Origin of the sequence: Exiguobacterium sp. s35 (genome assembly GCF_018617535.1) — a bacterium.
In the GTDB taxonomy this organism is placed as follows: Bacteria; Bacillota; Bacilli; order Exiguobacteriales; family Exiguobacteriaceae; genus Exiguobacterium; species Exiguobacterium aestuarii.
The window spans coordinates 1-24,557 of record NZ_JACSKI010000008.1; the positions used below are offsets into that span (position 1 = coordinate 1).

21 protein-coding genes and 2 riboswitches are annotated in these 24,557 nt (G+C 45.1%); of the genes, 15 read left to right on the forward strand and 6 right to left on the reverse strand.

Going from position 1 to position 24,557, the window contains the following annotated elements; genetic code table 11:
- The 8 genes from glmS to KNO75_RS14650 form a co-directional block, all read left to right on the forward strand.
- Positions 1-1,074 (forward strand): glutamine--fructose-6-phosphate transaminase (isomerizing) (gene glmS, locus KNO75_RS14615; RefSeq protein ID WP_214822537.1); only part of this gene is annotated, 1,074 nt, incomplete at its 5' end.
- 143 nt (positions 1,075-1,217) lie between these two features.
- Entirely contained in the window at positions 1,218-1,487 is a 270-nt protein-coding gene (locus KNO75_RS14620; protein WP_214822395.1) for a PTS sugar transporter subunit IIB, read from the forward strand.
- A complete protein-coding gene (locus tag KNO75_RS14625; RefSeq protein ID WP_214822396.1) occupies positions 1,477-3,507 on the forward strand; it encodes a BglG family transcription antiterminator in 2,031 nt (676 codons plus the stop codon). Before KNO75_RS14620 ends, KNO75_RS14625 begins: the two co-directional genes overlap by 11 nt.
- A gap of 167 nt (positions 3,508-3,674) precedes the next feature.
- Entirely contained in the window at positions 3,675-5,096 is a 1,422-nt protein-coding gene (locus KNO75_RS14630) for a PTS mannitol transporter subunit IIBC (RefSeq protein ID WP_214814666.1), read from the forward strand.
- Between the two features lie 47 nt (positions 5,097-5,143).
- Positions 5,144-5,575: a PTS mannitol transporter subunit IIA gene (locus tag KNO75_RS14635; protein ID WP_214790991.1), complete on the forward strand. Its 432-nt coding sequence runs from the start codon at positions 5,144-5,146 to the stop codon at positions 5,573-5,575.
- The gene (locus KNO75_RS14640; RefSeq protein ID WP_214822397.1) at positions 5,576-6,724 is read left to right on the forward strand and encodes a mannitol-1-phosphate 5-dehydrogenase; all 1,149 of its coding nucleotides are present in this window, start codon (positions 5,576-5,578) and stop codon (positions 6,722-6,724) included.
- A gap of 146 nt (positions 6,725-6,870) precedes the next feature.
- The gene (locus tag KNO75_RS14645; protein ID WP_214822398.1) at positions 6,871-7,704 is read left to right on the forward strand and encodes a CPBP family intramembrane glutamic endopeptidase; all 834 of its coding nucleotides are present in this window, start codon (positions 6,871-6,873) and stop codon (positions 7,702-7,704) included.
- Between the two features lie 24 nt (positions 7,705-7,728).
- Positions 7,729-8,241: a GNAT family N-acetyltransferase gene (locus tag KNO75_RS14650; RefSeq protein WP_214822399.1), complete on the forward strand. Its 513-nt coding sequence runs from the start codon at positions 7,729-7,731 to the stop codon at positions 8,239-8,241.
- Positions 8,242-8,275: 34 nt separating this feature from the next.
- Here the strand turns inward: KNO75_RS14650 and KNO75_RS14655 are convergent, their stop codons facing one another.
- The 3 genes from KNO75_RS14655 to KNO75_RS14665 form a co-directional block, all read right to left on the reverse strand.
- A complete protein-coding gene (locus KNO75_RS14655) occupies positions 8,276-9,574 on the reverse strand; it encodes an N-acetylmuramoyl-L-alanine amidase family protein (protein WP_214822401.1) in 1,299 nt (432 codons plus the stop codon).
- Positions 9,575-9,758: 184 nt separating this feature from the next.
- On the reverse strand, positions 9,759-10,112 hold the full coding sequence (locus KNO75_RS14660; protein WP_214814664.1) for a hypothetical protein: 354 nt from the start codon (positions 10,110-10,112) through the stop codon (positions 9,759-9,761).
- A gap of 64 nt (positions 10,113-10,176) precedes the next feature.
- Complete coding sequence (locus KNO75_RS14665) at positions 10,177-10,833, reverse strand: hypothetical protein (protein WP_214822403.1); 657 nt, start codon at positions 10,831-10,833, stop codon at positions 10,177-10,179.
- Between the two features lie 245 nt (positions 10,834-11,078).
- On the opposite strand from KNO75_RS14665, the gene KNO75_RS14670 reads away from it, so the two are divergent.
- Positions 11,079-12,341 carry a helix-turn-helix domain-containing protein gene (locus KNO75_RS14670; protein ID WP_214814662.1) on the forward strand — a complete coding sequence of 421 codons (1,263 nt, stop codon included), beginning with the start codon at positions 11,079-11,081 and terminating at the stop codon, positions 12,339-12,341.
- A gap of 52 nt (positions 12,342-12,393) precedes the next feature.
- Here KNO75_RS14670 and KNO75_RS14675 read toward each other — a convergent pair whose 3' ends face one another.
- Both KNO75_RS14675 and KNO75_RS14680 read right to left on the reverse strand, forming a co-directional pair.
- Positions 12,394-12,711 (reverse strand): hypothetical protein, encoded by a 318-nt coding sequence (locus tag KNO75_RS14675; protein ID WP_214818658.1) that lies wholly within the window; start codon positions 12,709-12,711, stop codon positions 12,394-12,396.
- A gap of 196 nt (positions 12,712-12,907) precedes the next feature.
- The gene (locus tag KNO75_RS14680) at positions 12,908-14,749 is read right to left on the reverse strand and encodes an ATP-binding protein (protein ID WP_214822405.1); all 1,842 of its coding nucleotides are present in this window, start codon (positions 14,747-14,749) and stop codon (positions 12,908-12,910) included.
- A gap of 244 nt (positions 14,750-14,993) precedes the next feature.
- Between KNO75_RS14680 and KNO75_RS14685 the strand changes: the two genes are divergently transcribed.
- The 6 genes from KNO75_RS14685 (at position 14,994) to KNO75_RS14710 (ending at position 23,342) form a co-directional block, all read left to right on the forward strand.
- Positions 14,994-15,599 (forward strand): flavin reductase family protein, encoded by a 606-nt coding sequence (locus KNO75_RS14685; protein WP_214822408.1) that lies wholly within the window; start codon positions 14,994-14,996, stop codon positions 15,597-15,599.
- A 172-nt stretch (positions 15,600-15,771) separates the two neighbouring features.
- A complete protein-coding gene (locus tag KNO75_RS14690; protein ID WP_214818651.1) occupies positions 15,772-16,722 on the forward strand; it encodes an AAA family ATPase in 951 nt (316 codons plus the stop codon).
- Positions 16,719-17,789 carry a DUF58 domain-containing protein gene (locus KNO75_RS14695; protein ID WP_214791011.1) on the forward strand — a complete coding sequence of 357 codons (1,071 nt, stop codon included), beginning with the start codon at positions 16,719-16,721 and terminating at the stop codon, positions 17,787-17,789. The genes KNO75_RS14690 and KNO75_RS14695 overlap by 4 nt, the downstream gene beginning before the upstream one ends.
- On the forward strand, positions 17,786-19,885 hold the full coding sequence (locus tag KNO75_RS14700; RefSeq protein ID WP_214822410.1) for a transglutaminase domain-containing protein: 2,100 nt from the start codon (positions 17,786-17,788) through the stop codon (positions 19,883-19,885). The genes KNO75_RS14695 and KNO75_RS14700 overlap by 4 nt, the downstream gene beginning before the upstream one ends.
- A gap of 41 nt (positions 19,886-19,926) precedes the next feature.
- Positions 19,927-20,027, forward strand: a riboswitch (purine riboswitch).
- Positions 20,028-20,138: 111 nt separating this feature from the next.
- Complete coding sequence (gene guaA, locus KNO75_RS14705) at positions 20,139-21,662, forward strand: glutamine-hydrolyzing GMP synthase (protein WP_251126226.1); 1,524 nt, start codon at positions 20,139-20,141, stop codon at positions 21,660-21,662.
- Positions 21,663-21,796: 134 nt separating this feature from the next.
- A riboswitch (purine riboswitch) is annotated at positions 21,797-21,898 on the forward strand.
- Positions 21,899-21,986: 88 nt separating this feature from the next.
- On the forward strand, positions 21,987-23,342 hold the full coding sequence (locus KNO75_RS14710; protein WP_251126225.1) for an NCS2 family permease: 1,356 nt from the start codon (positions 21,987-21,989) through the stop codon (positions 23,340-23,342).
- Positions 23,343-23,368: 26 nt separating this feature from the next.
- Here the strand turns inward: KNO75_RS14710 and KNO75_RS14715 are convergent, their stop codons facing one another.
- Complete coding sequence (locus tag KNO75_RS14715; RefSeq protein ID WP_214814655.1) at positions 23,369-24,211, reverse strand: VanW family protein; 843 nt, start codon at positions 24,209-24,211, stop codon at positions 23,369-23,371.
- Between the last annotated feature and the right edge of the window lie 346 nt (positions 24,212-24,557).

The following is a 24,557-nucleotide window of genomic DNA, read 5'->3' on the forward strand; positions in this document are numbered from 1 at the left end:
GAGAAGGGCACGTACGCGCACTACATGTTGAAGGAGATGGACGAGCAACCGGCCGTCATCCGCAACATCATCCAGCACTACCAGAACGAAAACGGCGACATCGAACTCACGGACGGCGTGCGCGAGCTCGTCTCGGAAGCGGACCGCATCTATATCGTCGCGTGTGGGACGAGCTATAACGCCGGACTCGTCGGAAAAGATATTTTGGAACGCATCGCTGGCATTCCGACAGAAGTGCACGTTTCATCTGAATTTGGTTATAACATGCCGCTCTTAAGTGAACGTCCGTTATTTCTTTTCTTATCCCAATCTGGTGAGACAGCGGACAGCCGTGCCGTGCTCGTCGAAGTGAAGAAGCGCGGATATAAGGCACTCACGATGACGAATGTCCCGGGATCGACACTCTCACGTGAAGCGAATGAGACGATGCTTCTCCATGCCGGACCGGAGATCGCGGTCGCGTCGACGAAAGCGTACACGGCACAGATCGCGGTCCTCGCGATTCTCGCATACGACATCGCACGTGCGATGGGGAAAGAGTTGCCGTTCGACCTCATGCCGGAACTCGCTCGTGTCGCGACGATTATGGATTCCATCATGGCGCAAAAAGAGTTGTTCGAAGACCTTGCGGAACGTTACTTGAAGACGACACCGAATACGTTCTTCATCGGGCGTGGGCTCGACGCGTCTGTTTGTCTTGAGGGAGCGCTCAAGGTGAAGGAAATCTCGTATATCCAAGCGGAAGGGTACCCGGGTGGGGAACTAAAGCACGGGTCGATCGCCTTGATCGAAGACGGGACACCGGTCATCGCACTGATTTCACAACCGAAAACGAACTTGAATATTCGTGGGAACGTCAAAGAGGTCGTCGCTCGTGGCGCGAACGCTTGTATCATTTCGATGCAAGGTGTGGAACATGAGAATGATGACTTCATCTTGCCGCATGTCGAGCCACTTTTGGCACCGCTCATCAACGTCTTGCCGGTTCAGTTGATGGCATATTACGCGGCGCTTGCCCGTGGTTGTGACGTCGACAAGCCACGTAACTTGGCGAAGTCGGTGACGGTGGAATAAATTAAACATAGAAGAAGCACCTTTCATTACGAGAGGTGCTTTTTACTACTTGCCGATATCTTTGCCAACAAGCAAAATAGTAGGAGAAGTAAGCGGTTCCAACTTATGATTAGATAAAGATAAGCGACGAAAGAAGGGCTGACATGAACGTATACATTGCTTGCCACAGCGGTTTTGTGACGAGTGCGATGGCGGCAAAGTTATTTGCACAGGCAAGCGAGGGGCGCTTGTCTTGTACGATTACGCACGGAACGATTCAAAAAATCCCAAACGAGGTGGATTTGATTCTCTATCAGGAAGGGGCGACCCCGGTCACCCATCCGACCGCACGTGTTCGATCAGTCCGACAACTCCTGTCGCTCGAGGAATACCGACTACTTGTCGAAGAATGGATGGATGAGCATGAGACATGAGTGGACCGCACGAGAGCGGTCAATCTTACTACACTTATTGGCAACCGAGACATCGACACCGCTCGCCGAAATCGCGCAGGCGGTGAATTTGTCTGAACGCACGATTCAACGCGAACGACAATTACTTGAAGGCATCTTGAAAGAGTTCGAGCTCGAACTTGCCTGGCAACGAGGGCATGGACTTAGCCTTGTCGGCAAACCGTCGGCGAAACAACAGTTACGAGAAGACCTCATCTTATCTGCAGAAGCGATCCCGACGAGCGAGGACCGCTTATTTGAGCTGGCGTGGCGCCTTTTGTTCGAGAACGATACGCTCAAATTGCAGGCGGTCGCCAAACAGATGCACGTGTCTCCGAGCACGTTGACACAAGACCTAGAGAAATTGGATCGTTGGTTCGAAGAATATCATTTAGAAGTCGAGCGAAAAAAGGGTGTCGGTGCAAGAGTGCTCGGCTATGAGTCAGAAAAGCGTAAGCTATTGATTAACGCCCTCCTTGCCCACTGGGACACGCTTGCCTTTTATCGCTTCGTCCGTGGCGAGGATGACTACATTCCAGCATTTTTAAAGACCGTGCCATGTGAAGAGATGCTCGAAGCTCTTCGAGACGGCTATGATTATTTGAAGTCACGCTCGTTTGAACGGATGGATGACCGCACCATCATGCGGGTCACGTTCGCCTATGGAGTGCAACAAGAGCGGCTAGCGTCCGGATTCTTTTTAGAGATGTATACGAAAGGACGGTCTGAGGACTATTTGAAAGTCGCCACCGATATGGAAGAGGCACTGAGGATCACTTACTCGATGGCGGAACGTGTCTGGTTCGCGGAGGAGGCGAATCGTCTCCGCTCGATTAAAGATCAAATGAAAGAAGATGAAGAAGAACGATGGATCATGCAGATTCGGGTGCATAAACTGATTCATCACGTCTCACTCATCTATGGATTCACCTTTACGGATGACGCGGCACTTGAACGAGGACTGCTCGCGCACATCCTATCGAGTATGAACACGCAGGCTTTGCCGGAGACGAGTACGGTGAAACCCCATATCGACCGCGACTACCCGGGACTTCGTTCGGCAATCCAACAGGCTGCCGATATCGTCTTTGGGACAAATACGTTCTCCGAAGAAGAGACGGTATTTTGGGCGATGCACTTCGCGGCAGCACTCGTCAAACCGGTACGGCGTCGTGAGTATCGGGCGCTCGTCGTCTGTTCGGCCGGACTCGGTTCTTCGAAGATGCTCGTCAATCGGGTACGTCAAGAGTTCCCGGAGATGCAAGACGTCGTCAACTCGTCTCTATTCGGATTAGAGCAGCACCGACTTGAGGAATATGATGTCATCTTGTCGACTGTGCCATTACCACCACTCTCGGTACCTACATTGATCGTTAATCCGTTGTTGACGAGTGAGGAAGTGCAACGGGTTCGTCATCTCTTGTTGTCGTTACCGCAATCATTCCAAACGGTTACTTCAAAGCCGAGATCGACGATGCTCGATTTTGCCGAACTTGGTGAACTCGTAGAGACGTTCGAGCGGATGGATGATCAGTTTGATTTGGTCACACTCAACAATACGGACCGTTTAGAAGATATCTTGGTCGACATCGGAACACATCTTGAGGAACGGGAACTCGTACAAAGCGGAATTCAGTTATCTGCGCAATTGCTCCGGCGTCACGAAGTTGCGGGTCTTGGTGTCCCAGGTACAAAACTGGCACTCTTCCATGGACGACATACTTCGATTGAGAAAGCGAGTGTTTTCGCGTTTGATTTAACGACATCGATTCCGCTCCTCATGATGGATCAATCGACGGAACCTGTGACACGACTGCTCGTGCTCTTGGCACCAGAAGAAGCACGCGATGTCGAACTTCAATTTTTAAGCGCGATTAGTGGGTCGCTCATTGAGAGTGAGGAACACATGCGTCTATACAGCACGGGGACGAAAGAGGACCTTCGTTTGTTGTTGCATGAATGTATGAAGAAAATGATTCACGAGACGTTGTATGAAAAATGACCGAACCATGGTCATTTTTTTGTTTGGCACAAAATGTTGCCAAAGTGTGAACTGGATTGAATTGAGAAAGCGCTTACTCCAGGCATACAATACAGGTGTAGAGCACAAACCGGTTAGCTACACTACACATTCAACCTTTCACATTTAAACGACTGGAGGTTTTATACATGGCGAATACGCAAGCGAGCTCGGGCGGGGTCCGAGTCAAAGTACAACGGTTCGGTAGTTTCCTCAGTGGGATGGTCATGCCGAACATCGGTGCCTTCATTGCCTGGGGGATTATCACAGCACTCTTTATTCCAACAGGATGGTGGCCAAACGAAAACTTAGCAGAACTCGTAGGTCCAACGATCACATATCTCTTACCATTACTCATCGGTTTCACGGGTGGTAAATTACTTCACGACGTACGAGGTGGTGTCGTCGGGGCGCTCGCCACGATGGGGGTTATCGTCGGGACAGACATTCCGATGTTCCTTGGAGCGATGATTATGGGTCCACTCGGTGGTTATATCATCCGCCAAGTCGACCGTGCCCTTGAAGGTAAAGTCAAAGCAGGATTCGAAATGCTCGTCAACAACTTCTCGGTCGGGATCATCGGTGGTCTTCTCATGCTTGGTGGGTTCGAAATCTTCGGTCCAATCATGAGCGCCCTCGATAAAGTGATGGCGGCAGGCGTTGACTGGATCGTCGGAGCGAAATTGCTTCCGGTCGCGAGTCTTTTCATCGAACCGGCAAAAGTTCTCTTCTTGAACAACGCCATCAACCACGGGATCTTGAGCCCACTCGGTGTCGATCAAGTCGCAGAGGCTGGAAAATCTGTTCTCTTCTTACTTGAAGCAAACCCAGGACCAGGTCTTGGATTACTTCTCGCATATATGTTCTTCGCTAAAGGTGCAGCGAAACGTACAGCACCGGGTGCGGCAATCATTCACTTCCTCGGTGGGATTCATGAGATTTACTTCCCATACGTATTGATGAAGCCAATTTTGATTTTGGCAATGATCGCAGGGGGCGCAACAGGGATCTTCACGTTCGTTCTCTTTGATGTCGGTCTCGTCGCACCGGCTTCACCAGGTAGTATCTTCGCGATTCTCGCGATGGCGTCACGTGGTTCATACCTCGGACTCGTGGCAGGGATTCTCTTGTCAGCAGCGGTCACGTTCGCTGTGGCGAGCGTCATCTTGAAATCAAGCGCAGCAGAGGAAGTATCACTCGAAGAAGCGACACAAAACGTGAGCGCGATGAAAGGCAAACAGTCTTACGCATCTGCTCTTGTGACAGATCGTCTTGATAAAGTGGACCACATCATCTTCGCATGTGATGCAGGTATGGGTTCAAGTGCGATGGGGGCATCGGTTCTCCGGAACAAGGTCAACAAAGCGAACTTGCCAATCAAAGTGACGAACACGTCAATCAGCAACTTACCGAAAGATGCACAGTTTGTCATCACCCATGAGGACTTAACCGAGCGCGCAGAAGCGCAAGCACCGAATGCAATCCATCGTTCAGTGACGAACTTCTTGAACGCCGATTACTATGATCAATTGGTAGAAGAAATTAAAGCCGAACGCAGTAAAATTTCTTGAAAACAGAACAGATAGAGATACGGTTTAGCCATTAGGAGGAAATTAAAATGCCATTCATTCAAACAGAGATGATTCGACTTAACCAAACATTCGCAACGACAGAGGAAGCGATCACAGCGGCCGGGACAGTCCTACAGGACGCCGGTTGTGTGACGCCGGAGTATGTAGAAGCGATGCATGAACGTCAAGCGATCGCAAACGTCTATATCGGTAATCACGTCGCCATTCCACACGGTACAGAAGCAGCGAAGTCAGCGGTTCAAAAGACGGGGATCTCGTTCCTACAAGTACCGGACGGTGTCGACTTTGGTGGACAGACGGCAAAACTCGTCATCGGGATTGCAGGCGTGAATGATGAACATTTAGAGCTCCTTTCGCAAATCGCGATCCTCTGCTCGGATGAAGAAAACGTGGAGCGCCTTGTTCAGGCGAAGACGAAAGAAGAAATCTTGGCGCTCTTCATGGAAGAGGTGGCATAAATGAAAGCTGTTCATTTTGGGGCAGGAAACATTGGGCGCGGGTTTATCGGATTGTTGCTCAATCAAAGTGGTTATGAAGTGACGTTCATCGACATTAACGACACGGTCATCGAAGCACTCGAATCAAAACGTCATTATGAGGTCGGATTCGCAGAGGATGGGGTCGATCGAATCATTGTCGACCGGGTACGTGGTGTCAACAGTTTGAAAGAACCAGCCCGCGTCGCTGCTTTGATTGCAGAAGCAGACCTCGTCACGACGGCTGTCGGACCCTCACTTCTATCAAAAGTGGCACCATTGATCAGTGAAGGGCTCCGGGCGCGTGAAGTCGAGGACGCACCGGTCTATGTCATCGCATGTGAGAACATGATCGGTGGGAGTGCCATTCTTCGTCAAGAAGTAGAGGCATGTGGTGGCGTCGGGGAGGCAAACGTCTTCTTCCCGAACGCGGCGGTCGACCGGATCGTGCCACTCCAACAACATGAAGACCCGCTTTACGTGGAAGTCGAGACGTTCCATGAATGGGTCATCGAGACACAAGGATTGAACGCGCGACCACCGATTCAAGGTGTGACATGGGTCGAAGAGATTGGACCGTACATCGAGCGGAAGCTCTTCACAGTCAATACGGGACATGCCATCGCCTCTTATATCGGTTCGTTGTTCGAGAAGGCGACGATTGACGAGGCGCTGAAGGATCGCCGCGTGCGTCAAGTCGTTCAAGGAGCCTTGTATGAGACGGGTTGGTTATTGCTCGAGAAATATGGTTTCGAGGCGAAAGAGCATAGCCAATACATCCAAAAAATCATCAAACGTTTTGAAAATCCGAAATTAAAGGATGAAGTGTCACGTGTGGCGCGTTCGCCGATTCGCAAGCTCGGACCGAGCGACCGTCTCGTCAAACCAGCGCGTGAGTTGATGGATAACGGAATCGAGCCGAATGAACTCGCCTACGGGATTGCGGCTGCCCTCCATTACCATAACCCGGAGGATTCGGAATCGTCAGAACTGAATTTGTCGATTGAAGAACATGGTATCTCGTCAACGATTGAAAAATATTTGCAGCTCCATGAGGGAGAGACATTGACGCAATTGATTCTCGACCAATATCATTTGATTCGAGAAGAAGAAAAAGAGCGAGTTTCTTAAGAGAATGAGATATAGTGATGAGCACATATGTGAAAGCATATGTGTTCTTTTTTATTGAGGCCTTATTGAACAAATTGAGAAGAATGAGTGGGTTGGGTATTTCATGATGAAATAACGGGTACTTATCAACAGGAAGGAGACTCGTTATGTACAAAACTTCAGAAATCATTCGATTTATCACAATCACGTTCGGTTATTCTTGGATTGTCTGGGCGAGCCTATATTGGTGGACCGATTTACCGATTGTGGCAATCGTCATCATAGGAGCATTCGGACCAAGCATTTCTGGCTTTCTGACGATGTATCGACTTCGCGGTCGTGCGGGTGTAAGACACCTGTTTCAAAAGAGTCTTCAGTTCAGGATAAACTGGAAGTACTATGCGATTCCGTTCTTATTGGTTCCATTCTTATTCCTTATCGCTTATTGGTGGACAGATCGTAGCGATGCATTAATCGTTCGAGAACCTTGGTGGATTGTGCCTTATTTTCTTTATATGTTATTTCTCGGCGGAACCCTCCAAGAGGAGTATGGATGGCGCGGATACTTGCTGGATGCGCTGCAATCGAGACTGTCTCCACTATGGGCGAGTATCGTGCTTGGTGCGATTTGGACGAGCTGGCACATCCCGCTATTCTTTATGGTCGGAACAGGGCAGGCGAACTTTCCATTTTGGGCATATGGGTTGACCGTGATCTCATATAGCGTTCTCATCAGCTGGTTATACAATGTCACCTCTCGTAATCTGTGGTCAGCCTTTCTCATGCATACCATGTTTAACGTGATGCTCTTTATGACTGGGTTACACGCAGAGAATGGATATCCAATTGGTTTTATTCATCTAACGATTACGGTATTGACGGCAGCCATCATCATCATCTGGAAAACGTATGGGAAGTTGAATTATGAACCGCTCGAAGAATTCATTCCTTCGTACCCGAGTGTTACGCACCGGATTCGTGAGGGTAAAGAATCACAATAAAAAAGAGAAAAGGAAGTGGACGTCTTGAACTTTCGCACACTCGAGCAATCCGACGTTAAATCTTTGCAGCGCTTATTTATGGAGAGTTTGAGTGATTTGATTCGGCGAGAGCGTTTTGAAGACGCTGACCTGCTCGATGAGGAAGTGGCACGCCTGAACACGACGATTCAGGATCATTTTGAAGACGACCATGTTCAACTGTACGTGGTTGAACAAGAAGGAGTTCTGGTTGGAGCGGGGGCATTGCTGCCGCCGAACGATATCATATCGGGACATTTGGAAATCAAGCGAGATGCCATTGAACTAGGGAGTGTCTATGTCCTTCCTCGTATGCAACGCAAAGGAGTCGGGCAGTTTTTATTAGAAGAGATGAAACGAGAAATCCTCGCGCGAGAGCACCACGTCTTTTATTTGGATGCGGGATTTCCTAGCGCTCAGGCCTATTGGCAAAAACAATTTGGTGAACCGTCATTAATCCTCGAGCATTATTGGGGACAGGGAGCGTCTCATATGATCTGGGAAGTGAATATAAAATAAGGAACTTAGCGATGAATGCTAAGTTCCTTATTTTTTAGTAATACGAACGCATGAATTGATGGATGCCGGTCGCTGTCGCATTCGCCATTTGTTGGCGATTCGTTCCATTCGTCAAATAAGCACGATCGTTTGAATTACTGATAAAGCCATATTCGACGAGTGTTGAAGGCACGACATTTTTTCCGACGACGTATACATTTTGGTATTTCACACCACGGTTTTGAACGGCGTAAATACGTGAACCGATCTCTCGATTAATTGATGAGCCAAGCAATCGACTCGCAGAAATATATGGATTTGTCGTATAACTTTCTGTTGTCGGCACGAGTACCTCGTGTCCATTCGCAGAAGTGTAAACAGATGAGTTTGCATGGAGACTAACAAAAACATCAGCTTTATACGATTTGCTCAATGAGACTCGCTCTGACAGGGAAAGATACGTATCAGTCGAACGTGTCAACTTGACGTCATAGTCATATGTGTTCGTCAATGTACTCATCAATCGCTTGGCCATATCAAGTGCAATGACTTTTTCATATACTGACCCATAAACGGCCCCAGGATCATTCCCACCATGTCCCGCATCAATGACGACAGTTTTTTTAGACGTATCGCCTCCGCTTGACGTTGTCACATACTGTGAAGAGACATAGCCAGTGACACCTTTATACGTGACGCGATACCAGGAACCGTACGTGCTCAAATACGTCACGGCACTCCCCGAAGGAATTGTCAGTAGAATCGTGCCCGAAGTCGAGGCCATCTTCCGAAGGTTCAAATTGGCTGTAGTATAGTAGGTCGTTGTTGAATCCGGCGTGATGGTAGATGAAGATGTGACCTTTACATATTGAGAAGATACGTAACCGATTGTTCCATTATAAGAAACACGGTACCACGAGCCATATGTACTGAGGTAAATCACTTCTTTCCCGCTCGGAATGGTCGTTAAAATCGTGCCTGAAGTGGAGGCCATTTTACGAAGGTTCAAATTGGCCGTGGTCGTGTAAGTTTTCACAGTGGTCGGTTGATATGCTTTAAGATATTGAGAAGACACATATCCAACAGTTCCGTTATAAGAAACGCGGTACCATGAACCATATGTACTTAAATAAGTTACGGTTTTCCCAGAAGGAATTGTCGTTAAAATCGTTCCCGAGGTCGAGGCCATTTTACGAAGATTTAAATTTACAGTAGTCGTGTAATATTTCGCGGCTGCTTCCACGCGATGATTGAAAGGTGTAGCAGATTGGAAATCAAATGGTGTGAACGTAACAGCAGAAACAATGAGTGTCGAGCTAATAAATAATTTTGTATGTAATTTAGACTTTAGCATATTCAAAATAGTGACTCCTTTGCAGAAAATAGTTGAACATTTCAGTAATTCGATCAACAAATCACTATTATTATATAGATAATAAAGAAAAAAATGGGCATTAATATTTAATTTATTTATCTTTTTTTGAAATAAAGAGGCCTTTTGACAACAAAAAAAGACGCACGAGGCGTCTTTGTGATATTTAGATTAATCTTGGAAGTTCTTCAAATGATGAATTTGATTTTTCTTCTAAAAAGGCGATTCGCGGTAAATCTTCACCAAATAGCTTGATTGGCTCTTCAATTTTTGCGATACGAGGAAGGTCCTCACCCATTGGACGAATCATATCATTAATTCCAGCGATACGAGGAAGATCTTCACCCATAGGACGGATATCAGTGTTAAGTTTTGCGATGCGAGGAAGATCCTCACCCATCGGACGAATTGTATTATTGAATTCTGCGATACGAGGAAGATCTTCTCCAAGTGGCTTAATTGAACTTCCTAGTAGTAAAACTGCTCCAGCGATACATAGAATTCCTGCTACTTTTTTCATTATAATGCCTCCAATATTATTTGATATAATTACATAGCCATGAAAGCTATGATAATTTACAAAATTAAGATTTAAGCAATTGGTAAATAGAGTCACATTGCTGTTCAATACACTTATTTATACAGCCGTTATAATCATTTGGATAGCTTGGCTCAAATAATACAATTTTTGAGTCATCATTTAAAGAGGTGGTTAACACCGGGACGTCTGCACTTTGACTCAAAAAACTACTGCATAATGGGATGACATTATATTGATTTTCTCTTAAATGGCTCGGTTTCCAGTGAAATGAAGCCTCCGGGAGAACGTATACTATATGTCCCTCCTTTAAAAGGTTGAGACAATGGTTGAACAAACCATCTTGATCTTCTTCGATTCCCAAGTAATGAAAATTATAAAAATGTTTATCATAGTTGGTTTTGAGACCACGTTTTATAATAGAAAGGGATAACTCAGGACCTACAATATACAGTTTTTTGTGTATCTGATTTGAACTGAGTGTTTCAATAATTAATTTTGGTAGTAATTGATAGTAGTCAACTTGAAAAGCATTTACAATGAACCCACTTGATGAGAGTAACATTTGGGATAGATGATCAAGGCCATAAAAGTTATTTTTATTAACTTTAGAAAAATTAATACTATTTTCAGAAGCTTTAGAACGAAAATAGATTTTTGGTTTAATATAATCTTCTGCTAAAAGAAAATTCAACTTACCCATCTGTTATATTCACCTCCAAAAGCTTAGCGATACTTAGAACAAATGATACATTTTGACTAAGAAGTGATGTTCTATAGTTAAATTTTATCATGGGTATCAGGTCTTTCGAACTGTTATAGGTTGGGAAACTACTGCAAATAACATGCGATATTTATATATATTTGAAATGAATTTTCCTAAGAATGCGATAAAACGTAGAAAATGCAAGAAAAGAAATTACTTAGGTCGAAGGGGCTATCGCTTAAATGGAATATAATTATGGAAATTTAATTAAGATTGAACGAATGCGTAAGGAGATGAAACAAGCAGTTTTAGCAAGGGGAATATGCTCAGTTTCTTATTTGAGTAAAATTGAAAACAACCAAACTTCTCCTAGTGAAGAAGTTTTAGAATTACTATTTGAAAGATTAGAATTAGATGTTCCGCTATATTACGATTTTGCGGAGCAGGCGAAAAAAATCGAAATCGAAATTAGAGATACTCTTAGAGACGCTCTATTGACTAGAGAGGACTCTGGAAAGCAAAAACAAATTCAAAAATATTTATATCATCCAGTCGTAAACCAATCAAAAGATTTATATATTACGTTATTAATGACTTTGGCTAGATTTCAAATTATGCCTGATGGAGAAGGCGACTATATAAAGCAAATCGGATGGGTTGAAGACCAATTATCAAAAGAGAATAAATTACGTTTTATGGTGATGAAAAGTTTAATTCTTTTTGATCAGAATGCAAAAGAAGAGTCGTTTAAACTATTAGAATGTTTAAATAAAGAAATTTCCCAAGCAAACATCCCTGACTGGGAATTAGCTGATATGAGATATATTATTGGAGCATCCTATTATCGCTTCACTGAATACCTACCAGCTATTGAGAATGTAAAAAGTGCTCTCGAGTACTTTCAAGAACATTTCTATCTTGAAAGGATTGTAGAATGCCATTTAATAATTGGACTATCTCTAAAAAGAAGAAGACGTTTTTCTGAAGCGTTAGCACATTACCATCGAGCAGTAAAAGTAATTAGTGCAACAGACCGCACAGATTATTTTGGAATGCTCTACAATAATATGGGCGAGATTTATTCTTCTTTGGGCGATCAAGAGAAAGCACTTGAATATTTTATGCAAAGCTTCGATTATAAATTAGAAGTGAAAAGTAAATTATACAGCGTACTTTCTCTTATTGAAGGTTATGTAAATTATCAAAATACAGAAGAAATATTAAGTTGGCTCGAAAAAGGATATGAAATCAAGAATGATCGTAGCGGATTAGAAGAATTTGATCATCATTTTAAAATTTATGAGTATTGCTATCGTACGCATGATAAAGATGCATTAATTATCGCGTTGAAAGCTGCTGTTGCTTATTTTGAGACAATTAATGATTACGTATATATTCAAAAATATTCACTTTGGCTAGCACGAGAATTAAAAGGTTCAGGAAAATATAAGTTGGCGACAGAATATTATGAGAAAGTAATTTCAATCATGTCACAAACAGAATGACGCTCAATAGAGAGCGTCATTTTTTATGAAACTAAATGTCCTTACAGACGTTCTATGGTGTTGTAAAATAATGCACCGTCCATACCTGTTCTTGAACAAGGCGCTCATCTGTTAAATGACCGTTAAGGACTTGCTGCAATAAATGAATTAAATGCTTTTGCAGATTTCCGTCATGCGAACCGCTATGCAAAATTTGCTCCTCGCTCGCAATGATATAAAATCCACCAAGCCGCAACGGAATATGTTTTCGAACTATCGCGGCAGCCGTTTGGAACTTCGCCTGCTCCCCTATGTGAGGGACATCGATTTCAAAACGCCCCCATTGTTTAAAGTCTCCAATTTCTGAAAAAGGTGGGTCACGATGATCCAATGGCAATACCTCCGATCTTAGCAATCTCTTTATATTCAGTATATCTTGTTTTCACTCTAAAACGTGCGAAAAAAATGAATAGGGTATGGCTTTCCGAATGACATCAATCATTATTCTTGGTTTTCTATATTTTGTAAAAGAACTCCTTCCTATTTCTCTGAAATGAGTAAAAAATAACACGGTCACGAAGACCGTGTTATTGCATGATGTGCTCTTTTGAAGTTGGTAGCTCACAGATGAAGGTACTTCCTTCCCCATAAACTGACTCTACATGAAGTTGTCCGTCATGGGCTTTAGCAATTTCTTTACAAATAGCGAGACCAAGACCTGTACCGCCGATTTTACGACGATCTGAGTTGTCGACACGATAAAACTTTCCAAAGAGGTGAGGGAGAGAGGCGCTTGGAATGCCCATTCCATGATCTCTCACTTTCATCACGACTTGTTCGTCTACTCGTTCAAGTGACACGAGTATATTCCCACCGTCTGGTGAGTACTTGATGGCGTTACTTAATAAGTTGCCGAGCAACTGACGCATTCCTTCTAAGTCTGCATCGATTATAAAATTCTCTTCAGGATCGGCGTCGATAAACAATTCATGTTGATCAGTCGTTTCTTGATAAAACGTGACACTGTCAGTAGCGAGTTTGTACAAGTCGACTGGCTCCCACTCGAATGTTTGTTTCCCAGACTCCATCTTTTGAAGGTCCAAGAAATCATTGACGAGATAAGATAGTCGTTTTGCCTCATCATGAATCGTTTTTAAATACAATTCACGTCGATTTTCTTTCAAATCGCGTGACAACATGAGCTCTGTAAATCCGTAAATTGATGAAAGGGGTGTCCGCAACTCATGTGATACGGTTGAAACGAGCTCGGACTTCATTCGGTCTACCTCGGTCTCGGCTGTGACATCACGTAAGACGAGCATCGTTCCGCGAAGTCGACGGTCTCGATAGACGCTTTCAGCATAGAGCTGAATGAAACAATCGCCTTGATCGATAGAAATCGTAAGTCCGTCGTCCGGTGGATCTTGTGAGAAGACGCGTTCGAAGTAACGAACGAATTGCTCATGTTGGTCGACGCGTTCTGCGAGCTGCTCGATGTCAATATCAATCGCTGACAATTCTTCATATCCCTTATAATCGAAGTGAAGATCATCAAACATACGAATAAATGCGCGATTCCCAACGACAGTGTCGTCTTCGTAGTTCACATATAAAATAGCTTCGCGAACGGAATTGATCAACTGTGCCGTTTCTTTTCGATCTTGCTGCATCTGACGATAAAGTTGCATCCGAAGAAGTGAGATGGCGAGCTGACTAGCGAAGGCATTCAACTCTGATTTTTCACTCGCATCATACTGTTCATCGTATCGGGCCAAATAGAGGCAACCGATCAGGCTGTTATCAGACGGGTCCATAATCGGGATGACTGTTTCGTAAATGTAATATGGATACGTGTGTAAAGCATCCACGACCCGTTTCGACGTGGCAGCAGGTGATTTAGAAATCATGACACGTTTAAGCAACAGTGATTCTTTCTTAAGACTCTCTTGTTGATCTTCCGTCATTTCTTTTGGTACGACAGAGGTGATTTCTCCGTCTTTTGTGAGTAACAACGCACCAAATTCAGATTTCGTGAGTAAGACGATTTTTTCGATGACAGAAGAGTAATCAAATAAAGATTCTTTCGATGCCAATACTTCAATCAATTCATTTCGATATTGGAGATTCATTTCATTCAACTTTGATTCTTTGATCACGTTTTCTAGTTTTTCTTTCTTCATTTTCAGTCTGCTGTTTTGATCGGCCATTCGTTTAATGAGCGGACGTCCAATTAATAGGATGGCGCTGATGAACATGACGAGTCCGATCATCCAAATCCACCGTAGGGAGGTGAGTTCGAGCGTAGACACATTCCCATCTCGGACAAACCAGGCTCCAATCGCAGTTAAAATGAGACTGAATCCACATACGCTATATAAAATACTGAGTATTTGACGACTGTTTAGTTGTTCAATCCACTTGCTGATCATTCGTTTTACTTCCTTCCTTGAACATAAAAAACGTTGGGTCATCTTTTCCTTGCCCTGCATTTTATGAAAAAGGGAAAGGAAAATGAAACAATTTGCTTATCGGATATGCTTTTACGCAATCTCTACATAATGCGGTTTACCCAAAAGGAATAAAAGATACACCTGTCAACCTTCTCTAAGTTGACAATAGCTTAGAAAGTAATTATCTTGAAATTGAGATAAATACAATGAGGAGCGTGAATAAATGTTATCGATCGAACCGTCCGCGTTAACTGAGCGAGACACGTATAAATTTTTAATTGGTAGTATTGTGCCGCGACCAATTGCCTTTGTGACGACCCGGAATGGAGACGTCATCAATGCGGCTCCGTTCAGTTATTTCAATGTGGTTGCTTCCAATCCTCCCCTCGTTTCCGTCTCTGTCCAGCGAAAAGACGGAGTGATGAAAGATACGGCACGAAATGTCCTTCTTACAAATGAGTTGGTCATTCACGTTGTGGATGAAACGAATGTATTCGATGTGAATGAGACGGCTGCCAATCTCGACGCGGATGAGAGTGAGTTATCACGCACAACATTCACGCTTCAACCAAGTGATGTCATTACGACACCTGGTGTCAAAGAAGCCAAAATTCGTTTCGAATGCGTATTACATCAACATGTGCCGATTGAACATGAAGGGCAAACGACTGCAGATTTCTTGATTGCCCGTGTCGTCCGTTTTCACATCGATCGGGAATTGTATGAACACGGGCGAATCGATGCAAGACGATTGTCGCCGGTCAGCCGTATGGCTGGAAATAGTTATGCGACACTTGGTGAACTTTTTGATGTGAAACGACCTGAATAATCGACAAACGTGCCCGTTTTTTCTAAAGAACGAGCGCGTTTTTTGGGTAAAAGAATAAGGAGCGTATTTGCATGTAGTATTCCTTTCATTCCGACACGCTCTTATGTCACAATAAAGTCAGAACATTCTAACTTCAAGTCATCCTAGATTCAGAGAAAAAGGGGAATCCGTCATGTACCGTCCAACTGTCCAATCGATTATAACTGCCATTGAAACTGTGATTGTCGGAAAAGAAGAAGTCATCGCCAAAAGTCTGACTGCCTTATTGGCGGGAGGTCATGTTCTTCTAGAAGACGTACCAGGTGTCGGAAAAACAATGCTCGTCCGTACGTTTAGTCGGGCGATTGATTTAGATTTTAAACGAATCCAATTTACGCCAGACATGCTACCGTCTGACTTGACCGGTATCTCGATGTATAACCAAAAAACGAGAGAGTTTGAATATCGCCCTGGCCCGCTCATGGGGAATATTATCTTGGCGGATGAAATCAACCGAACTTCACCAAAGACACAGTCGGCTCTTCTAGAGGCGATGGCTGAGCGGAGTGTGACAGTGGATGGCGAGTTGAAAGTGCTACCCTCACCATTTTTCGTCATGGCGACGCAAAACCCGATTGAGCATGAAGGGACGTACCCGTTACCGGAAGCACAGTTGGACCGCTTTTTACTCAAAATTGAGATGGGCTATCCGACATTCAATGAAGAGATTGCACTTTTAAGTCGCTTTGAAAAAGAAGAGCCGCTCGAGGCGCTTCATAGTGTGATCACCAAACAAGAAGTTGAACTGATGCAACGCGAAGTGAGGGATGTGCATGTTTCGAGTGCGGTCAAACAATATATTGTGCGATTGGTGCATGAGTCGCGGAAGGATCCACATACGTATTTAGGAGGAAGCCCGCGGGCTACTCTTGCATTGATGAAAGCGTCGCAGGCGTGGGCATATATCCATAATCGTGAATTCGTATTACCAGATGACGTCAAGGCGATGGCGACGAGTGTCCTCGGACACCGTGTCTTACTGACGGCGGAGGCACGTTATAAAGGAAAAACACCGAATCAATTGATTCAAGATTGGCTTGATACATTACCTGTCCCGATGGATCGCGAGGTCAATGAAGTATGAAAAACTGGATGAAGCTGTTCGTTGTATGGGCGGCGGCATTCGGATTGTATGCATTTGCCCGTATCGAAGGAAGTATCGTTGCTTCGACGTTATGGTGGTCGTTCGCAGTGTTGACTGTCTATTGGACACTATTTATGATCTATCCGGTCACGGCGGCAAATGTATCTCGACGGGTTACGACGAAACGTCTCGTCTCCGGACAAGCGATGGACGTCGAATTACGAATCGAACGCAAATATCCTTTTTTGATTGGGATGGTGACGTTAGAAGAACGGTTGCCCCAACGATTAATTGACGAAGACAAGACCATCATCGTGCCGGTAGACCGTTTCTTTCGACGTGCTGAAGTCGTCCATTACGAGGTCGATGCGATTAAGCGTGGAATTCACGTCTTTGACCGAACGATTCTCCATGTACGCGATGTATTTGGTTTGTTCGATCGAAAGCGTACGTTACGACTCGAGACGGTCGTCGAGGTGTCACCCGCTGAACTCCCGTTCGATCTTCCAAGAGATGAACACGTCGGAGGTCGTGGTGAACAATATCGTCAAATGCGGACATATACGGAAGTGGCCAATACGACGAGTGGAGTCCGTGAATATGCGGCAGGGGACCGAATCGGGCGGATTGACTGGAAAGCATCCGCACGTCGAGGCAATTTGATGACGAAAACGTTTGACCAAGAGCAAGAAAAGAAACTTTCGCTCGTCTTTGTTCCGGCTGTCTCTGCCGGCTATGAAGAAGCATTTGAACGATCTTTGTCCTTACTCGTCGGTGCGATCCGACAGTTAGAACGAAAAAACTTACCCTTTGAGCTATACGTTATCGAAGAACAGGTCCGTCTGTTCCATCTTCCGGACCAAAGTGCCGACGTCGGTCATTACTTGTTGACCGCGACTCCAGAAGCGGAAGGGCGACTTGTCGAGCGGGTGAAGCGAAATCTGCCTCAACAAAATGGTGATTTGATTTTGATTAGTCCGTTTGAAACAAGTTCGATTCGTGAGCTCATGCATGAGACGCAAGGTAGTTATCACCTATACACAGCAGTAAGCGAGGTGACGGGATGAAGACATGGATGACTCGAATCGTATATACGGCGCTCGCCGCCTACTTGCTGTCTTTCTGGATTGAGCCGATTGTCGGGAGTACAACGTTCGATGTGAGTTGGCCGTTTTATTTCCTTCTCATCGTACCGATGTTTGTCAGTCTTCTCCCGTGGGGCGCATTCCTTGGAATCTCGCTTCTCAACTTCCTGGTTGTCTTATACGTTTATCATGGAAGTATATTTGACTGGTTCGGTCTTTGGATGGATGATTTTTTCGGCGTCATAAGCGGAGAGTTACCGAACGAAGCCATCTTCTTTTCTGCGATGGCACTCATTGGTCTACTATTTGCCATTCTTGTTAGTCGGACATACCCGAGTTACGGATTTGCACTCGGGATGATTGTTTCGACACTTGGTGTCATGGCCTATTTCGATACATGGACACTGTATGACGGGGAAGGCAATATCCTTTTTGCAATCGTCACATCGCTCCTTTTATTATTTGTCACGGATTTAGCGAAACGTCCAAGTCAGTCGCTCGTGCGATTCGTCAGTATCGGTTTGCTACTAAGTGTCGTTGTCGCGCTCGCGAGTGCTTCCCCGACATTAGAAGGCGATTGGTCTGATCAAATTACAACGAGTTTTCGGAATGCGACAACCGAAGGCGATGGGAACGGACCTGGTCGGGTCGGGTATGGGGTGAACGACGAATCGCTAGGTGGTCCGTTCGAACAGGATGACGGGATTGTCTTTATCGCGCGTGGGGTACCGGCTCGATACTGGCGAATTGAATCAAAAGCCATTTATACCGGAAAAGGTTGGATTGAGGCACCGGTGCTCGATTCTGACTATAATCGGGGACAATTAGTGGATTCGGATGTCGACACGACCCCGGAACAGGCACTCCTACGTTTTGAACGCCGACAGTCGTTCGTTCCGTATGGAGGGGAATATCCAAAGGCGGCAGAAACAGAGTCCGGTACGGAATTTTTAGTTGGTGACGTGGAGCAAGCTTTTCCGAACGAGACAATCACGATGCAACCGTCCGGAAAAATCGTATTTGAAAATGAGGAACAATCAACTCCGCGAACGATCCAACTTCGTTATAGTGTCCCGGCTTTCTCTGAAGAACAGCTTGCATTAAATGAAGAAATCACATCGCTCACAGAAGAAGAGCAACAGGTCTATTTACAGCTACCGGATTCTTTACCAGATCGTGTACGCGACTTGGCCACGGAGATTACTGCTGAAAGCGAGACACCAAATGAAAAAGCAGAAGCGGTAGAAGCGTATTTCCGAAACGGAGAATTCCAATACGATACCGAAAATGTGGCACAACCGGAAGGGGACACAGATTATGTTGACCAATTCTTGTTCGATACACAAATCGGGTATTGCGATAACTTCTCGACGTCAGCAGCCATTTTATTACGGGCAAATGGAATCCCGACACGTTGGGTAAAAGGATTTACGATGGGGGATACGCGAGGGGTTGTTCAGGGTGAAGAAGAACATACGATTCGTAACCGTCATGCCCATTCTTGGGTGGAGTACTTTGTCGAAGGTGCAGGTTGGGTTCCACTAGAGGCGACAATCAGTTTCTCAGATGCGAACTTACTACAAATCGATCAAGAGACGGAGACAGACGATACGACACCGGCTACGAATGATCCGCAGGCAAATCAGGACAACAACACGCAAAATCGTCCACAAGAAGATTTGTTAATCGATGATGTTACGACTGGTGAGGTTCAGGAAGAATCCCGCAGTATCCCGGTATGGGGATGGATCGTTATTCTTTTCCTCGTGGCCGTTGTCATTTGGAACCGAAAAATCATTGAGCGACAAATTATGTACGTCTGGTGGATGAGTCGTCCACTCACAGATACAAGCCTCGTATCGATGCATCGCTATTTGATGAAACGACTCCGTGCAAATGGATTTAAAGTCGAGGGACGAACGCCTTCTGAGCTTGCAAAAGAGGTCGATGCCTACTATGAGACGAACGATATGACGCGTCTGACAGCCTTGTTTGAGCAAGCGGTTTATGCTGAACAAGAACCGAATTCAAAATATAAAGAATATTGGAAAATCGTGATTCGCAGAATTATGAGTTGAAGTGGCGGGATGCATCAAGTAAGATAGACGCATTAGTTAGATAATTGAACATGGCATTCCTTCGTATATACTCGTGAATTGGCGCGAGAGTCTCTACCGGACCACCGTAAATGGACCGACTATGAAGGAGCACGTTTCGTATACAAAGAAAAGGGCGTGCTTCTTCTTCGGTTTAGATGATCTGGGGGAGAGGCTCGTCCTTTTTTTGAGGAGAAGGCAGAAAGGTGGAGATTTCGTGAAAGTAGAACAAGAAATGATTTTGGTGCTCGATTTTGGTGGGCAGTACAACCAGTTGATCACGCGTCGTGTCCGTGACCTTGGCGTATACAGCGAGTTGCATTCACATAAGATGACTGCAGCAGAGATTCGCGAATTGAACCCGGTCGGCATCATCTTCTCTGGTGGACCGAACAGTGTATATGCAGAAGGTGCATATCGTTGTGACCCAGAAATCTTCGAGTTAGGAATTCCGATTTTCGGGATCTGCTACGGCATGCAGCTGATGACGCATCATTTTGGTGGTCGTGTCGAACGTGCTGCTCACCGTGAATACGGGAAAGCGACATTGTTCTCAACACCTGAGGCTTCTGATATTTATAAAGGTCTTCCGGTCGAGCATACAGTATGGATGAGCCACGGTGACCTCGTTATGGAAGCGCCGGAAGGATTCATCGTCGATGGAACGAATCCGTCTTGCCCGGTAGCTTCAATCAAAAACGATGAGTTGAAAATGTATGGTGTTCAATATCACCCAGAAGTGCGTCACTCAGAATACGGGAACGACATCTTGAAAAACTTCATTTATGAAGTGTGTGGTGCTAAAGGCGAATGGTCGATGGAAAACTTCATTGACCTCGAAGTCGAAAAAATTCGAGAAATCGTCGGCGACAAGCAAGTGCTCTGTGCCCTTTCTGGTGGCGTTGACTCTTCAGTCGTTGCCGCACTCGTTCATCGCGCGATTGGTGATCAATTGACGTGTATGTTCGTCGACCATGGTCTCCTACGTAAAGGGGAAGCGGATAGCGTCATGAAGACGTTTGCTGACGGCTTTAATATGAAGGTCATCAAAATCGATGCGCAAGAACGCTTCTTGACGAAATTGGCAGGTGTCTCAGACCCTGAGCAAAAACGTAAGATCATCGGAAACGAGTTCATCTACGTATTTGATGAAGAAGCATCGAAGCTTGTCGATATGGACTTCCTCGCACAAGGAACGCTCTATACAGACATCATCGAGAGTGGGACAGATACAGCACAAACGATCAAATCACACCATAATGTCGGTGGATTACCGGAAGACATGAACTTCACATTGATCGAACCACTCAACACGCTCTTTAAAGATGAAGTCCGTGCCCTCGGTACCGAACTCGGTCTTCCTGACTATATCGTTTGGCGTCAGCCGTTCCCAGGTCCAGGTCTTGGAATTCGTGTACTTGGTGAAATCACGGAAGAGAAGCTTGAAATCGTCCGAGAATCTGATGCGATTTTGCGTGAAGAAGTGAAGAAAGCTGGTCTTGAACGAGACATCTGGCAATACTTCACGGTGCTCACACCGATTCGCTCGGTCGGAGTCATGGGTGACGAACGAACGTACGACTATGCAGTTGGCGTCCGTGCAGTCACTTCAATCGATGGCATGACGTCAGATTGGGCACGCATTCCATGGGATGTGCTTGAGAAAATCTCTGTCCGCATCGTCAATGAAGTCAGTCACGTCAACCGTGTGCTGTATGACATTACGTCTAAGCCACCTGCAACAATCGAATGGGAATAAGTCGAACAGAGGGGAATCCCCCTCTGTTTTGTCTTAAAACCGAACATTAACGTTTTTTTTTACTTTAAAATCCGTGAATATAGTTGACATTCTATTTTCACGCTGATACGATAAGAACGTTCTTATTATAACCGAACAATTATAAAATATTTTGCCGTATAATGTCGGGGATATGGCCCGAGAGTCTCTACGAAATCACCTTAAATGATTTCACTACGGCGAGACATAGATGAGGGTGTATGCCCTCGTATGTTTCGCGTGGGGTCCTCGGTCATTTGCCGGGGACCTTTTCTCGTTTTACGGCGAGTACAAGGAGGAAAACAAATGAGCACACAGCTCAAGCAAGAACAACAACCTACAACGAGTCGGATCGATCGTTACTTCCAACTCACAGCACTCGGAACGAGTGTCCGTACTGAATTGATTGCAGGATTCACAACATTCCTTGCGATGGCGTACATTCTTTTTGTTAACCCAAACGTTCTTGGAGCGGCGGGTATGGATACTGGAGCGGTCTTCGTCGCAACAGGTCTTGTCGCAGTAGTCGGTTCGTTGACAATGGGACTTTTAGCAAACTATCCGATTGCGATTGCGCCGGGCATGGGCCTCAACGCATTCTTCGCATATAGTGTTGTCATCGGAATGGGTGTCCCTTGGCAAACGGCTTTGTCCGGGGTTCTCGTGTCAGGTCTCTTCTTTATCGTATTGACGCTTTCAGGTATTCGCGAAACGATTGTAAACGCGATTCCGGCTCCACTTAAAATGGCAGTCGCTGCAGGGATTGGCTTCTTCATCGCTTTCATTGGATTGAAGAACGCAGGAATCGTAGTAGCGAATGAAGCTACACTCGTAAGTCTTGGCTCACTAGGAACGGGAACGACACTTCTCGCTGTATTCGGTCTTGTTGTCAGCGCGTTACTTATGGCACGCGATATCAAAGGTGGTATTTTCATCGGGATGTTGTTGACGGCGATTGTTGGAATGATCTTCGGTCTTGTTCCGACACCAACAGCGATCTCTGATGTCGTATCGATGCCACCAAGCATGTCGGCAACGTTCGGCCAAGCATTCATCAACTTCAGTGACGTTTTCACACTTCAAATGCTGATCGTTATCTTGACTTTCTTCTTCATCGATTTCTTTGATACGGCTGGAACACTCGTTGCAGTAGCGCGTCAAGCGGGGATCATGAAAGAAAATAAAGTACCACGCGCAAGTAAGGCATTGATGGCTGACTCGACAGCGACGGTAGCGGGGGCGATCTTTGGAACGTCTACAGCGACTTCATACGTTGAATCTTCAGCAGGAGTTGCTGCAGGTGGACGCACAGGTTTGACAGCGGTATTCGCAGGATTGTTCTTCGGTTTGGCATTGTTCTTCTCGCCACTTTTGGCAGTTGTTACAGCACCGGTAACGGCTCCTGCGCTCATCATTGTTGGTGTGCTCATGGCTTCAGCTCTTCTTGATATCGATTGGAAAAAGATTGAGATTGCAGTACCTGCTTTCTTGACGATTATCATGATGCCGTTGACGTCATCAATCGCAACAGGAATCGGGCTCGGATTCATTCTTTATCCACTCATGATGATTGCGAAAGGGAAAACGAAAGAAATCCATCCGATCATGTACGGGATGTTAATCATCTTCTTGGCATACTTCATGTTCTTGCCACACGCATAAATCGTTTTTAAAAGCCGGCTCTTTTGTTAAGAGTCGGCTTTTTTGTATGCAGTGTTTTCGGGGAGGAAAGGATCGTACATCGTAATGGCATGGTTTTCTGTGATGAAGTCGTTCCGGAGGTGGGTACCGTTCATTGAGGTGACTTCTCTGAAAATCTGATTGTGTCGGATGGTGCCTCCCCACCATTCGCGGGTGAAGTGATGATTTTCTTCATATATACGATACTGTTCTTTATTTGGAATATTAGAGCGCCATTCACCGACGAGATGATCTCCCTCTATATATAGAAGAAGTTGATACGTTTGTGCGGTTTGATTTGTAATTTGCAGGTCAAGGTAATTATAAGAACACGTCGCGCCACTCCCGAATGGTTGATCTCTGCGGTAGTCAGGAAACACGTCGTAGCTATGGCGATAACGCTCGGTTACAGTCAATGGGCTATGGAGTGTAATCCAATATATCAGGTTAGATAGTTGACAGAGACCGCCACCGATTCCTGAAGTGACCTTTCCGTAATGAAGAATCATGCCGTCGACATAACCTTTTCGCTTTGTTGGTTTTCCGATCATCTTCCAATAAGAAAAGACGTCGTTCGGCATTAAAATGGCGCCGTTTAATTTAGCGATTGCAATCTTCAGATTCTTTACTTTGTTATGCTGTACGTCCATATCGATATCACGTAGTTGTCGATAGAGAGGAGTTCGGTGTGTGTGGATTAGATAAGGTAAAGGTTCAGCGTTTTGTTTCGAGACGTATTTCCTTTTATCCGTCATCCATTCTAATCGTCGTTTGAGTGTGTAAACTTGTGTGCCAGACCAAATTCTGAGTGGTGAACGTTTTTTAGGTTGCTGCAGATCGGTTTGCATCATTGTATGTAACTCCTTGTAGAATGTAAGTGGATGATTCATCAATAGATATAGTTGTATTCTTCAAAGCAAGTTGCGATTCCTTGTAGGTGAACGAGTTATAGACTTTTAAGGATTCGAAAAAATAATTAAAGTTTTTTTAGAATAATGCTTGCAAGATTAAAAAGCAGGTGATATAGTTATCTCTGTTGCCAACGACAAACGTTAAACAAACAAAAAAAGTTGTTGACACCAAAAAGAAATAAATGTTATTATCATTTAGTCGCCAAGAGCGACAGACGAACTTTGAAAACTGAACGATGAGGCAAAAATAAGTTTTACAATTTTTGAATGAAGCGCAAGCTTCGTC